This is a genomic window from Candidatus Hydrogenedentota bacterium (genome assembly GCA_018005585.1).
Lineage (GTDB): Bacteria > Hydrogenedentota > Hydrogenedentia > Hydrogenedentales > JAGMZX01 > JAGMZX01.
In genome coordinates, this window is the sequence record JAGMZX010000006.1 from 6,889 (window position 1) to 20,768 (window position 13,880).

A 13,880-nucleotide genomic window follows, 5' to 3' on the forward strand; every position below is an offset into this window, starting at 1 on the left:
AAGTTGATGGGGAATTGTTCCAGCGCCGGCACAGCGATCCAGGCAAATGACAACGTTCCTCCGGTTCCCGCCACTGGCGCCAATTGCGGCGGCGAGGAACCGCCCAGGACGGAATCAAAGGTCCAGCCGCCCGGCAGGGTCTCCTCGAGCCCCAAGCCCGTGATTGCCTTGCTCCCCGTCACGGCGAACTCAATCGTCAAGTCGACCGTGCCGCCGGGCGTATACCCACCGCCGCCCGCGGGTGTGCGCGTCAGGGTCAAAACCGTCTCTGTTTCGCCTTCCCCTTCGCCCTCGCCTTCCCCTTCGCCCTCCCCTTCGCTTGGGGCACACTCCAGCCCCACCTGGAAGACCGGGTACGTCGTATAGACCGGCGTTTCGGAAAAGGCAGGCGAAAGCAAACCGAATTCGGGCGCGGCGCCTGCGCACAAACCGAGCGGCAGCCGCAGCGCCGCTGCTTCCCGGCGCCAGTCCGGCGCGGCATCCTGGTCCCAGTAATATAGCAGCCCCGATGGGTTCTCCACGGAGCAGTCTTCGGGCGCCGCGGCGTCACTCAGGCCAAACGTTTCGTCCCGTATCAAGACCGGCACGCGCACAATGGCGCCGGGCGTCAGAGTGCCCAGTTCCGTCGTGAGCGCTTCGAACGCAAAACGCGGATGTTCTCCGAAGAGCAGACGGACACCGAGCGCAGGCGCAAGGCCCTGATTGGCCACCTTGACCGTTACCTGTGTCTCCGGGTCGCGCAGTCCGCTCAGGTCTATCATGGGCGGGTCGAGCACGAGCGCGGGACTGTTCGTGGGCGACGGCACATTCGTTGCCGTGTACGCGACCGCGCCGCCGCCGAAGGGGATAAGCGCTGTCCATTCCTGCCTTACAAGCTCGCGGTGCAACCATGCGTCCATGTGCTGTTCCGCACCCGCGCGAATCTCCGCTATGCCAAAGAAGTCCTCATGGTCCGTGCCACGCACCTCGACGTTATACGCGCCCGCGGCAATCTCGTCGAGCAGCCCGCGTCCCTCGAGGTCCGTTGTCGCGGCCGCCGCGACAGCGTCCTTGGCAGGGTCGCGGAGCAGCACCTCAACCCCCGGAAGCGCGCCGAAATCGTCTTCAACCCACACCGAAAGACTACCCGTGTCCGCCGAACTCACGCGCACCTGCAGCGGCAGCGTCTGCGACTGACCCGAACCGAAAGAACACGTGAGCGGCCCGGAGAACGTGCCCGGCGGCTGGCCCGCTGGCGCGAGCGTCTGCACCGTCACGTCCAGCACTTGGCCGGGTTCCAGGTCTACAGGCCCCCCGGGCGAAACCACATGCACCCACGGCAGCGCGGGCGGCGCGGCAATGGTCAGCCCCGCCGCCGTCATGCCTCCCGCGTTTTTCACGGGAAACGTGTATAGCTCTTGCGCGCCTGGCATGGCTCCGGCCCGCAGAGGGGCGTGCGGCGTTTGAAGGTTCACTTCGGACGGCAGAATGGTCACGGCAATGTCCAGCGTCGCGGCCGCGCCTTCCGCCGAGTGCACCGTGACCGCAAGCATGCCGGATGCCACGCTGTCGTCCAGAGCCTGGAAAACAGCGCTGAGCACGCCCGTGCCCAAGGCAGGAAGAGATTCGTCCGTCGCCGTTTGAACTTCGACATTACCGGGTGCACCGGCCACAACGACCGTCAGCCCCGAGAGCGGCACATCCCCGAGGTTTCGTAATTCAAATGTTTCGGTTCGCGCAAAACCAGGCGCCAGGTCGAACGCGGCCTTGGGACGGTCTACGGCCAAGCCCGCGAGGGTGAAGGAATCCTGAACGGGCGTCGCCACAACACCGGGATGCTTGGCGCCAACGGTGTACGCGCCGGCCTCCGTCGCAATCGGTGTGAAGGTGAGGTCAAATGCGCCGGAAGACGATGTCTGAACGGTAAACACCCGGTGAATACCGCGCACGGCCACGTCCACCGCAACAGGCACATTCCCCGCAGGCGCGTCATCCACCAGAAAGTGCGCCTCGCCCGTGAGCGCCACGGGCGAACCAGCCCCGGCCAGGGACAGCGGCGCCGCGACGGTGGCTTCATAGTCGATGACACCCACGTCGACCGCTGTGGACACAGCCACGTTGTCCGATTCGTTGGCCTCTGCCACGCCGCCCCCGTCGTCCGCCGCCACAATCACGTAATACTGACCGGCGCTTACCTCCGGAATGACGAGTTCGGCGCGTACGTTATACGCGCCTCCTGGCGCGGCGTCGCGGTCTCGCGTGACGCATCCGACCAACGTGTCGCCGCCCGGCTGGTCGTCGAGCGAAAGAAAGACACAGTCCTGCCACGGTGCGTACGCGGGGCTGTTGCTCGAGTTTGTCACGCTCCAGCGCAGCACGGCAGGCTGTCCCGCATAAGCCTGGTCAGGCGCCTCCACCTGCACAACAATCAGGTTCGGGGCCTGCGCCTCCTCGAGCACCGTCACCGCCGTATTGCTCCGCAATTCGTCACCCGTTGTCCGGTAGATGACCACGCCGCTGAGCGTGTGATTGCCCGTCTCGCCCGCGGGCACGGAGATACGGTAGGTGAACGTTACGGGAAACGCGGGCATTGTCAGCCAAAGGAACTGCAGCGTACCCGTCGCTCCGGCGCCAGGATTGATATTCGCGCCGGTGCCGGCCACGACGGAGTCAAACGCCCACCCGTTCGGCAGCGTCTCTTCCAGGGCCAAGGCGGTGACGGTATCCGCGCCCGTGTAGCGTAACGTCACCGTAAGGTCCATCGTCGCGCCCGGACTGTACACCACGCCGCCCGGGGCAGTCCGCTCCAGGGTCATATCCTCCTCGCCCTCGCCCTCGCCTTCACCTTCACCCTCCCCTTCGCCCTCACCCGCAGGCGTACCTTCCGGTACCTGTGTCGTCGCGATGTTCGACAATACTTCGTCGCCAGAGGTGCGGTACGTGGCCTGACCCGAGATGGTCTGCGTGCCCGTCGTGCCCGCGGGCACGTTGACACGATAGACAAACGTCGCGGGAAAAGCAGGCATGACCAGCCAAGCGAAATCGAGTGTTCCCGTCGTGTCGGGCTCCGGGGGAAATTGTGGCGTAGCGCCAGAGACCAGCGCGTTGAAACTCCAGCCGGCCGGCAGCGTTTCCGCCAGCGCCAGCGAAGACAACGGCTCGGCGCCCTCGTAGGTCATCGTGATCTCGACATCAAGCGTGCCGCCTGCGTGATATTCCCCATCGGGCACCGCGCGTTCCAGCGTCAACATCGAGTCCTGCGCGAAGGCGCCCCCCCCAAAACACACCCATCCCAGCGCAAGCGGAAACAGAAAAAACCTCGTGCCATAACGGATGGTCGTTCTCATAAAAACCAGCTTTCCTTCCCGACCCTACAGCCACGGATACGGAACAGGCCTATCACTCTCGGCAAAATCTTAACATGTGTACTCCAGCCAGACAATAGGCCAGCGCAATCGCCTCCGTTGTTTGCGCCGCCCGCAGTCGCCCTTTATACTGCCCCTCAAATCACGCATGCCAATGGCACACTCATGCTTATTCGGATAGTGGCATAATCGCTTACTGTAGTAAGGAATGATGATGAGCGAGCAAGATTCGTCTCAAGACCAGTTGCCCGCGCGCGGACCCCACGATTTCCCGGATACCTTTCCCGTGATGGGCATTCCCCAGCACGTCGTCTTCCCCATGTCCCTCGCTCCGCTTCACCTCTCCGAGCACGAAGACAAACTGCTCATCGAAGACGTCGCGCGAGGCAACCGCTTCGTCGGACTGGTGTTGTTGCGGGATCCCGACGGCCAGAAGTACAGCCCCGAGAACATGCACGAAATCGGCTGCCTCTGCCGCTTGTTCCAGATGCAGCGCACCGGCGACGATATCAACGTGGTGCTCCAGGCGCTCAAGCGGTTTCGTATCGCGGGCCTGGTGCAGCGCGCGCCTTATCTGGTCGTGCGCACGGAATTGCTCGATGATGTCCGGCACGCGCCCGAAGACATCGCGCCGCTCGCAACGACCGTAAAGATGCAAATGGCGCGGCTTATCGCGATGTCCCCCAATATTCCCGACGGCGCCGCGCAAGTGATTGAGAACATAGACGACCCGGGATTTCTCGCCGACCTCGTGGCGGGCAATCTGGCTATTTCCATCGAGGAAAAACAAAGACTGCTCGCCTCTGCAGACCCCAAGGAGCGGCTTCAGCGCCTGACCTACCTGCTCGCGCGGGAGACGGAACTGCTCGAGGTCTCCAACAAGATCCACGCGCAGGTCAAGAGCACCATAGACAAAGGCCAGCGCGAATTCTTCCTCCGCCAGCAAATGAAGGCGATTCAGGACGAACTGGGTGAGGGCGAGAAACAGCGTCCCGAAATCCAGGACTACCGTGAGAAGATCCAGGCGCTCGCATTGCCGGAAGAGGCGCGCAAAGAAGCCTTGCGCGAACTGGACCGTCTCGCCGGCATGCACGAATCGAGCGCCGAATATCATGTGATCACGACCTATCTCGACACCATCGTTGAATTGCCCTGGGGGCGTTTCACGGAAGACCAGCTCGATATCCGGCGCGCGGAGAACATACTGAATGAAGACCATTACGGTCTTGACAAGGTCAAGGAGCGCATTCTCGAGTATCTGGCCGTGCGCAAGCTAAAGCCGGACGCCGCCGGGCCCATTCTCTGTTTCGTGGGGCCGCCCGGCGTGGGCAAGACGTCTCTCGGCAAGTCGATTGCGCGTTCGCTCGACCGCGAATTCACCCGCATGTCTCTGGGAGGTATGCGCGACGAGGCGGAAATCCGCGGACACCGCAAGACCTATGTGGGCGCGCTTCCCGGCCGCATTGTCCAGAACATCCGTAAGGTCGGCTCGAGCAACCCCGTCTTCATGCTCGACGAAATTGACAAACTCGGCTCCGATTTCCGGGGCGACCCCTCCTCAGCGCTGCTCGAAGTGCTGGACCCCGCACAGAACGACACGTTCGTGGACCACTACCTGAACGTGCCCTTCGACCTGTCGAAAGTCATGTTTATTGCCACCGCCAACGTCGTCGACACGATTCCCTGGGCGTTGCGCGACCGTATGGAAGTCATCGAGATACCCGGCTATACCATGGACGAGAAACTCGCGATTGCCCAACGGTATCTCGTGCCGCGACAAGTGGAGGCGCACGGTCTTAAGCCCAGACAACTCGCGTTTCAGAAAGGCGCATTGCGCCAGATCATCAGCGGTTACACCCGCGAGGCGGGCGTGCGCAACCTCGAACGCGAGATCGCCCACGCGTGCCGCGCCTGCGCGCGCATGTTTGCCGGTGGCCGCCGCAAGCCCGTTCGCATCGGGCCGCCCGAGGTGCGCGAGTTCCTGGGCGCAGAACGGGTCTTCTACAGCACCGCGGAACAGACGCGCATCCCGGGCGTAGCCGTCGGTCTCGCATGGACGCCCACCGGCGGCGATATCCTCTTCATCGAAGCCACGCACATGCCCGGCAAGGGCCAGCTTATGCTCACCGGTCAATTGGGCGATGTCATGAAGGAATCGGCCCGCGCCGCGCTCAGTTTCCTGCGCGCGCACGGCAAGCCGCTCCGTCTGCAAAACATTGACTTCACCGAACTCGACATACACCTGCATGTGCCGGCAGGCGCCGTGCCCAAAGACGGCCCAAGCGCCGGTGTGGCCATGCTGACCTCCCTCGCTTCGTTGATGACGAACAAACGCGTGAAGAGCGGCCTGGCCATGACCGGCGAGATCACGCTGCGCGGCCTTGTGCTGCCCGTGGGCGGCATCAAGGAGAAAGTGCTTGCCGCGGCCCGCGCCAGGATAAAGGAAGTCATTCTCCCCGAGCGCAACCGCAACGACCTCGAAGACGTGCCGGAAGATATCCGCAGGAAGCTGTCTTTCCACTTTGTGCGCCAGATGAACGAGGTCATGCGCATCGCCTTGGGCCTGAAATTCGAGTAGACATGCCGGCAGCGGCGCGCCGTCTTGACCGCGCCAGAAGCAGGATTCGGGTTGACCGAAACGACATGCTGTGCTACGATGCCGCCGGTTATCGTGGTCTGGGTGCGAACAATCTCGGGAAATAGTCATGCGTCGTTATTTTGCCGTGTTCTTGATGGTCTTGCTGGCCGCCGTGCTTGTCGCCGGCTGCCAGGATGAAGCCGCGGAGGAGGAGAAGAAAGAGGCGGAAGCGCCGCCGCCCCCCCCCGAACCAACCGTGGACGACATCTACAACGAACTCAAGAACGCCGTTCAGGTTCTGTGGCGGCCCATGACAGGCGGCGGCATGCTCACCCTGGCCGAGATCGAACCTCCGGCAAACGCTCTGCGCGCCGCCAAGGGCAAGCATAGCGCGCACATTCATCTCCCGGAGGCCGCGACCCGGCTCCGGCGCGACCTCGAAGACCTGATTCGCGACTCCGAAAAAAATCAGCGTTGGCGCGTGGTGAAAGCGGCCTGCCTCGCTTATGAAGCGATTGAAACAGGCAGTATGCGTTACAAGAAGACCATTGAACGCGCCGATATCATGATGGCCCGCCCATTCGTCAAAGTGCTGGGCTTTTCCACTGTCGACGACCAGACCTACATCATGTTCCAGATTACCGATGCGCTGACGCAGGAAATCACCACGAACACCGTGCGCGAGGGCGAGGAACTCGCCGAAGGCGTTCGCGTTGAGGAGATCCTGGGCGGCAACCAGGCCGTCCGGCTCAATTATCTTCCCGTCAACGACAACAGCTGGATTGTGCCCGGGCCTTCCGAGTTGCTGAAAGAACCTTCAAACCGGCAACAGTTTCAATGAACACCGCGCAGATGCCCACGGGCGGTATCCTGCCGGGCCCCCGGCAGGCGCGGCGTGTGCGGGTCGGCGTGAACAACCAGGCAGGGTGAACGATTGCCAGGCGCGAGCACGACGTGTCAAGACAATGGGCTTCTGTCCCTGTTCAATTCCCGGGCGTGTGCGACCCTCATTCTCCTGGCGGGCGCGTTCGCCTATGTGAACACCTTCGACGGAGATTTCGTCTGGGACGACGCCTCGTCCGTCTTGCTGCACAAGCACGTCCAGGACCCCTCCAAGGTTGCACAGCTCTTTCGCGAGGACCAGCACGCTTTCGGCGCGGGGCAAGGAAACTTCTACCGCCCCCTCGTGTCTCTGTCATTCATGGTGGATTTCTTTTTTTCCTACGACCCAGCCACCGACGCGCCAACGGACTCGCGCCCCTACCCCGACATCAGCCCGCTCCTTTTTCACCTCACCAATCTGGCATGGCATATAGCCGCCGCGCTTTTTTTGTTCCTCCTGTTGGGGCGCCTCGGCGCGCCGTTGGGAGTCCGCGCGGCCGCGGTGCTCCTGTTCGTCGTGCACCCGCTGCATACGGAAGCCGTCGCCTATATCAGCGGCCGCGCCGACATGATGTCCGCGGCGTTCCTGTTCGCGGGGCTCGCATGCCTAGCCCGTAGGAAACAATCAGGTCAGACCTTGTTTGCCACAGTATCGGGCATGGCGTGTTTTGTGGCCGCGCTGTTGTCCAAGGAATCGTCCACCATCTTTCCGCTGCTTCTCGCGCTCGTTGTCGTCCTGCCCCTTACGAAAGGAGACGGCTCTGAAACCCCGAAGTCGCCGGCATGGCGGTTCGCGCCGCTCGCCGTGGCGTTCGCGCTGCTCGCCGCCTATGCGGGACTGCGCTTGACCGTGTTGCGCTTTGCTGAGCCTGCCGGGACCGTCGCGGCGCCGGTGTCCGTCCAGTTTATCGAAACCGGACAGGCGTTCGCGCGCTACATACAAATGCTATTCGTCCCCGTGGGACTTCACATGGAACAAACACTCGCGGGCACGCCAATGATACTCGCGCTCTTGGGTTACCTCTTGCTGGTAACGGTCGTGGCCGTTGTCTTTCTGGCGGCATACACGCGGCACTGGCGCATCGTGGCGGGGTTTTCGTGGTTTCTCATTGCGTGGGCGCCCATTTCCGGCATGTTCCCCCTGAACGCGCCGCTCGCCGAACACTGGATGTATGTGCCCATGGCCGGTTTCTGGTGGGGGATTGCCGAACTCGGGGCACTCTTGGCAGCGCGCGCTCCCGTTCTGCGCACGCTGGCGCCCGCGGTAATCACGGCAGGGGTACTCCTCTTCTTGGCGTTGACTGTTGCGCGGAATGAGGCGTGGCGTTCAAACACCGAAATCTACCGTAATACCCTCGCCGCGAATCCTCATACCTACCGCATTCATGCCAATCTCGCGGAAACGTACAAGACCGAGGCGCGCAATCTCGCCGGCGCGCGCCGCCATTACGAAGCGACGCTCGACCTCTATGACCGATTCCGAACCCGAGCCGGCAATCAAGGGATACTCTTGCAGAACGAGACGTATTTCCAGTGGTCTCGCGCAATGTTGCTCCTTGGCGACGCGCGATTCGAGGCTGGAATCAACCGCAGCTTTGCCTGCTCCGGCGCCGCGGATGCCTGCGCGGAGATTCGCGTCGCCGCGGACCTCGGAGACGAGGACTCACGCACTGCGCGGATCGTAGCCATGATGGGTCAGGCTTACGCCTGGCTTGCGCTGGGCGATTTTGAACGCGCGGCGTTTTTTTACCGGAACGCCTTTCTCGCCACCGGCGACTTGGCGAAGGCGCGCGAGGCGGTCGCGGCTAATACTGCCGGAGCCTCCGCCCAATCGCGTCTCGCGCAAGAATCCGTGCTCCTCGGCACCGCTAATCTCAACGAGGCCCGCGGCCGCTTTTTGAGCGCAGCCGGGTGCGACCCGCCCTTTGCGCATTTGGCCGCTGCCCTCGAGCCAGAGACCCTGTTCTGGCCGAACAAGCCAGAGGCCGTGTGGCGCAGCGCACTCGCCGGCGCGCCCGCGGCCCCTTGACGGCACAATCCGCAACACAGAGACACTGGCGCGCTACGCGGCGGACAGCGCGGGGCGCGCAAACCGGTTACACGGCGCTGGCCCTTCCGCCCGCGCCCTCAACTTGGAGGAATACACCATTGCTCAAGCACCGTCTGCTTCACCCCGACATCCTGGAAGCCCTTGCCGCCGCGGGACATGGGTCGCGCGTCCTCATTACCGACGGCAATTACCCGGCCAGCACCTGCGTCGGCGAGAACGCGGCGCTAGTCTATCTGAATCTCTCCCCCGGCAGACTCTCCGTCACCGAAGTGCTGGAAGTCTTGCTCACCGCCATTGAGGTCGAAGAAGCGGCGGTCATGACGCCCGGCGACGGCCCCGAACCGGCGATTTTCGCTGACTTCAGGAAGCTGCTCCCCGGCGTTCCAATGACAGAATATGACCGCTTCGAGTTTTATGAGGAAGCAAGCGAGCCTGAGACGTGTCTGCAGATCGTTACGGGAGAACGCCGCCTCTACGCGAATATCTTGTTGACGGTCGGCGTCGTGGGTTCGTGACGTTCTTCACGCTAATCACATTTTTAGAAGATAGTACAGCACATGCCAACTATGCCGCCTATTTCATTCCGGCACGGGTAGATGCTTGTCCCTGCTGAGTTTCGGTCTCTTTAGGGACGTCACGAAACCCCACGAAGCCCGCCAGAGTTCTGTTGACACGAACCCTGCCCCGTGCTATGATGGCCAAGGTGGAGACGGTGTAGTCTGTACAAACGGCAGGAACGAGGAACAACCTAACAGCACGCCATCACGGAGGTGGGTCCCATGGCCGATGAACAAAAAGCGAACGGTGAAGGCAGGCCGGAAGATCGTCCGCATGACGACCTCTTCGGAAGCGACTCGGGACTAGGGAATTTGCCTCCCTTGAGTGACTTCGAGTCCTCAAGCGGCATTGCATCCGACAGCGGACTCCCCCCCCTGAGCAGCCCCGATGCTGGCGCGTCTTCGGACGGCGGGCTGCCCCCGATCGGCGATTTGAACATTGAAACACCCCGGCCCACGGGCGGCAACATACGCCCTGCGCCACCGGATTTCGACACCGATACCGCGGCGTTCTCCTCGGGCGGCTCGTTCAGTTCAAGTGGCACTGGTTTCCAGGACTTGGCCGCGGACAGTGACTTCTCCCCCGAAACGCCGGAAATCGGTCCCGGTCCGGAAGCGGACGTGGACACGCCGATGTTTGACAGCGCCTTTGGCGGCGGCACCGGTTTCGATGCCGCCGTGCAGACGCCCGCGCCTACGCAGGCCATGGAAACGCCGCTGTTTGGCGGCGGCACGGGCAGCCCCACCTTCGACAAGGACGCCTTTGGCGGCAGCCCGTTCGGACCACCCGCCGCAGGAACGCCCATGCCGGACTTTTCGCCGGACACAGGCCTGACCGGCGCGCCCGTATTGACCGGCACGGCGCCCTCCACCGCTCCTCCGCCGGAACCACGCGGCAAAGGCGGGGTCATTGCGGCATTCTTTGTCGGCGCGGTTATTGCCTTGATCGGCGGCATTATCGCGGGCCCATACGTGCTGCCCAGCATCCCCATGCTGCCGGAAATGCTTCCAGACACGGCGAAGGACGTTCAGATCGCGGAATTGGAGCGCAATACGGCCGATTTGAGAGGGCAATTGCGTCGATGGGAAGAGATTGGCGATAAGCCGGTACAGTTGACGCCTGACCAAGAAATCGAATTGCGCAACAAGATTCAGGCGGCCCAGGCAGACCTGAACCGCGTCCAGGGCGAACTCACCCAGGTTACGACGGCATATGACCAAAAAGCATCCGACCTGCGCGCTGTAGAAGACGATATCGCGCGGCTGAACACGCAGTTCCTGGAAACCCAAGAGAAGTATGACGACCTGAGAAGCGAGACGTCGATTATCCAGGCGCGACAGAAGGGTTTGATCGCGGAAGTCGAGCGGCTCACCAACCTCGTCGGCAGCCTGGAAGAAGCACAGGCGCGCAGCATGGCCACCAAGGAAGCACTCGCCTTCGCCGTCGACCGGCTTCTTATCCAAGTCAAGGACGGCATCCCGCTCACGCCTCAGAAGTATTCGCGCACTGAGCGCTTGGCGGCCGTCGAACGCTTGCGCGAAGAAGTGGAGCGCGCCAAGTTCGTCACGCCGGAATTGCAGAACAGCTATACGGACCTGTATCTCCAGGAACTCCGGATCGCCGCGTCGCAGGAGTACTTCTTCGCGCGCCTTATCGTGACCGACAAGTACGGCGCCAAGTATGCCAAGTGGGCGGAATGCTTGAGCATGGGCAATTGGGGCGTTTATTACCGCACCCTTGACGGCAAGAATATTGGCATCTTCGAAAACCTGGGCGTCCCCGAAGCGCCGCAGTGGGGTTGCCGTGAAGACCTGCCCGCCGCCACGCAGAAGCAGATTGAAGAACAGGTCTTTGCCTCCCGCACAGAAGGCTATGAGGAGAAGATCCAGGTGCTGGCCGAGAAACAAGTCGCCATGGACAACGAAACGCCGCTCCAGCGCGTGTTCGATTCACTGTAATATCGGTTGTGATCCCGGGCCGCATCGCATAACGGTGCGGCCCTTCTCGTTTATGGACCGGTCCTGCGCGGCCTTTCAGGAGAAATCGACATGACCGCATTTGCCTGCCTGTTGTTGTTGAACGCTGGTCTCGCCCAACCAATGCACGAAGCCGAACTCATTTTCCCCTTCGACCCGCTCCATAACCACTCCTCCAGCATCGTCGAAACGCCTGACGGCGACCTCCTTGCCGTGTGGTTCCACGGCAGCGGCGAACGCAGCAGCGATGACGTCGTTTTACAGGGGGCGCGCCGCAGGGCCGGCGAACCGGTCTGGTCCGCCCCGTTCCTCATGGCGGATACGCCTGACCTGCCCGACTGCAATCCCGTCTTGTTCGTCGACCCGCGGGGAACGCTATGGCTGTTCTGGGTCACGATCCAAAACAACGAATGGGGCAGCGCGCTGCTCAAATACCGCACGGCCACGGAGTACGCCGCGGAGGGTCCGCCACGATGGGAGTGGCAGGACGTCATCCATTGCCGCCCGGCGCGACTGGAGGAGCAATTCGCGGCTCTGATTGAACACGCGGAAGACCAGCTTGGCCCCCTGCTCGAGACTGTGGACTGGATGAAAGAAGAAATCGAGGGCATACGCCAGGCGCCGCACGACAAGCTAACGCGCCGCCTCGGCTGGATGACCCGTGTGCATCCCATCATGCTCTCCGATTCCCACATGATGCTCGGCCTTTACTCTGATGTCTTCAATTGCTCGCTGGCCGCGTTCACCAGGGATTGGGGCCATACCTGGACCTTCAGCGAACCCATACTCGACCCCCTCGTAAAGCACCTCGGCAACATCCAGCCCAGTTTCGTCCGCAGGTCTGATGGAAGCATTGCCGCCTTCATGCGCGACAACGGGTTGCCGAAATATGTGCGGACTGCCGCGTCAAAGGACGGCGGCATCACTTGGGGCGACCACGGATGGGCCAATATCCGTAATCCCGGCTCCAGTGTCGAATGCATAGCTCTTCAAAACGGCCATTGGCTGCTTCTTTGCAACGACACCATGGAAGGGCGCCACCGCCTCACGGTATTCCTTTCGGAAGATGAAGGAAAGACCTGGCCCTGTTCGCGCAGCCTCGAAGACTTCCCCCCCGACAGCGGGGGGTCCGCCTCCTATCCGTCCCTGATTCAAGGGCGCGATGGCACGATACATGGCACCTATTCCTACAAGGACGGCCAAGCCAGTGGTTCAACCATCAAGCATGTGCACTTCAATGAAGCTTGGGTGCAGGCAGGGGACTAAGCGTGAATCAGAACGCAATCGCGGAAGTGCGGCATTGCCAGCATGACCTGCGCCTGGAATCAAACCAACCCAATACCAAGGGCAATATTTCCCTTGCGGTAAACAATTAATTATGTGCTATGATCCGGATTGAACGGAGTACGCGCCTTAGTCGGGGTGCTTGGGGAAAAAGAAGGGGAGAACCAAGTCAGCGGACTTCGACAGGGCGTTTGAGTTCGTGTTTGCGTGGAACCTCGGGATGCCCGCGGGTCTGCCAAGCACGGCGATGGCGGCGTCGACGGGTTGCTCAGCAATGCAACACGGGAGACGACCACTATGCTTGAATCTGCGCCAACGGCTTGTCAGACGCCCTGCGGCCTTCAACTACGATTCTCTGATGATGCCCTTGAGGCAACCGTGGATTGTGCCGTGCCCGCGGAAGGCGCAGGTGTTCTTGTGCCATTACTCATCGAGGCACTGGAACGGCAGGGCATCACAGACCCCGCCGCACTGACGGTCGCGGAGCAGCGTCTTCGCGCCGTAGCCGGGAGGGGCTGCATTCTCGCGGGCGTCCCCATCCTTGAAGGCCGCGCGCCAGTCCCGCCGCAAGACGAATCCGTAGCGTGGGAACGGGATTTCTTTCAGGAAGGGTATGCGATAGACCCGGAAACGGGGGTCATCGATTACCGCGAGCGGATCGCCCGGAATTCCGTCGTGGAAGGGGAACGCCTCGCCCGGGTCATCCCCGGCCAGCCCGGCGTAGACGGTGTCAGTCTCTTCGGGGAACCGATACCGGCTGCCGCCCCGGCGCCGTTACGCCTGCATGCGGGGAAAAACGTCCGTTTCGACGCGGACGAACAGGCATTCTACGCAAGCGGCTGCGGGCGCATCCGTGTGAGCGACACCGAGATTTGCGTCGACGACGTCCTCACCATAGAAGGCAGCATCGGCTTGAAATCCGGGAACGTCCGGCATCCGGGCATGCTCATCATCACCGAGAATATCGAAAGCGGGTCGCGCGTCGAGGCCTCGGGCGACATCGAGGTTCATGGTTATGTCGAGGACGCCGTCATCGACTGCGGCGGCAATCTTATCGTGCACGGCGGAATCACGGGCGGGTCGGGCAGCCGGGTCCGCTGCGGCGGGTCTGTTCAGGCCAAGTTCCTGTTGAATACCACGGTGGAGGCAATGGGCGATATCGTAATCGGACGCGAAATAGACAACTCGGTCATTCGCGCGCGCGGCGC

At 62.2% G+C, this 13,880-nt stretch carries 8 protein-coding genes; 7 read left to right on the top strand and 1 reads right to left on the bottom strand.

The window, feature by feature from the left end; all coding sequences use genetic code 11:
* Nucleotides 1-3,326, bottom strand: a 3,326-nt coding sequence (locus tag KA184_01810) for a hypothetical protein (protein ID MBP8128287.1), incomplete at its 3' end; no start/stop codon positions are given.
* A gap of 232 nt (nucleotides 3,327-3,558) precedes the next feature.
* Between KA184_01810 and lon the strand changes: the two genes are divergently transcribed.
* The 7 genes from lon to KA184_01845 form a co-directional block, all read left to right on the top strand.
* Nucleotides 3,559-5,922 (top strand): endopeptidase La, encoded by a 2,364-nt coding sequence (gene lon, locus KA184_01815; GenBank protein MBP8128288.1) that lies wholly within the window; start codon nucleotides 3,559-3,561, stop codon nucleotides 5,920-5,922.
* A gap of 127 nt (nucleotides 5,923-6,049) precedes the next feature.
* Nucleotides 6,050-6,763, top strand: a complete 714-nt coding sequence (locus KA184_01820; protein ID MBP8128289.1) for a hypothetical protein — start codon at nucleotides 6,050-6,052, stop codon at nucleotides 6,761-6,763.
* Between the two features lie 195 nt (nucleotides 6,764-6,958).
* Nucleotides 6,959-8,833: a hypothetical protein gene (locus tag KA184_01825; GenBank protein ID MBP8128290.1), complete on the top strand. Its 1,875-nt coding sequence runs from the start codon at nucleotides 6,959-6,961 to the stop codon at nucleotides 8,831-8,833.
* A gap of 119 nt (nucleotides 8,834-8,952) precedes the next feature.
* Complete coding sequence (locus tag KA184_01830; GenBank protein ID MBP8128291.1) at nucleotides 8,953-9,369, top strand: RbsD/FucU family protein; 417 nt, start codon at nucleotides 8,953-8,955, stop codon at nucleotides 9,367-9,369.
* 363 nt (nucleotides 9,370-9,732) lie between these two features.
* Nucleotides 9,733-11,370 carry a hypothetical protein gene (locus KA184_01835; GenBank protein ID MBP8128292.1) on the top strand — a complete coding sequence of 546 codons (1,638 nt, stop codon included), beginning with the start codon at nucleotides 9,733-9,735 and terminating at the stop codon, nucleotides 11,368-11,370.
* Nucleotides 11,371-11,460: 90 nt separating this feature from the next.
* Nucleotides 11,461-12,654 carry an exo-alpha-sialidase gene (locus KA184_01840; protein ID MBP8128293.1) on the top strand — a complete coding sequence of 398 codons (1,194 nt, stop codon included), beginning with the start codon at nucleotides 11,461-11,463 and terminating at the stop codon, nucleotides 12,652-12,654.
* 315 nt (nucleotides 12,655-12,969) lie between these two features.
* A partial coding sequence (locus KA184_01845) for a DUF342 domain-containing protein (GenBank protein ID MBP8128294.1) occupies nucleotides 12,970-13,880 on the top strand: 911 nt, incomplete at its 3' end.

Bases quoted from the DNA above. Each gene is read 5' to 3' on its own strand.
- KA184_01820 (MBP8128289.1), top strand. From the start codon at position 6,050: ATGCGTCGTTATTTTGCCGTGTTCTTGATGGTCTTGCTGGCCGCCGTG.
- KA184_01840 (MBP8128293.1), top strand. From the start codon at position 11,461: ATGACCGCATTTGCCTGCCTGTTGTTGTTGAACGCTGGTCTCGCCCAA.
- lon (MBP8128288.1), top strand. From the start codon at position 3,559: ATGAGCGAGCAAGATTCGTCTCAAGACCAGTTGCCCGCGCGCGGACCC.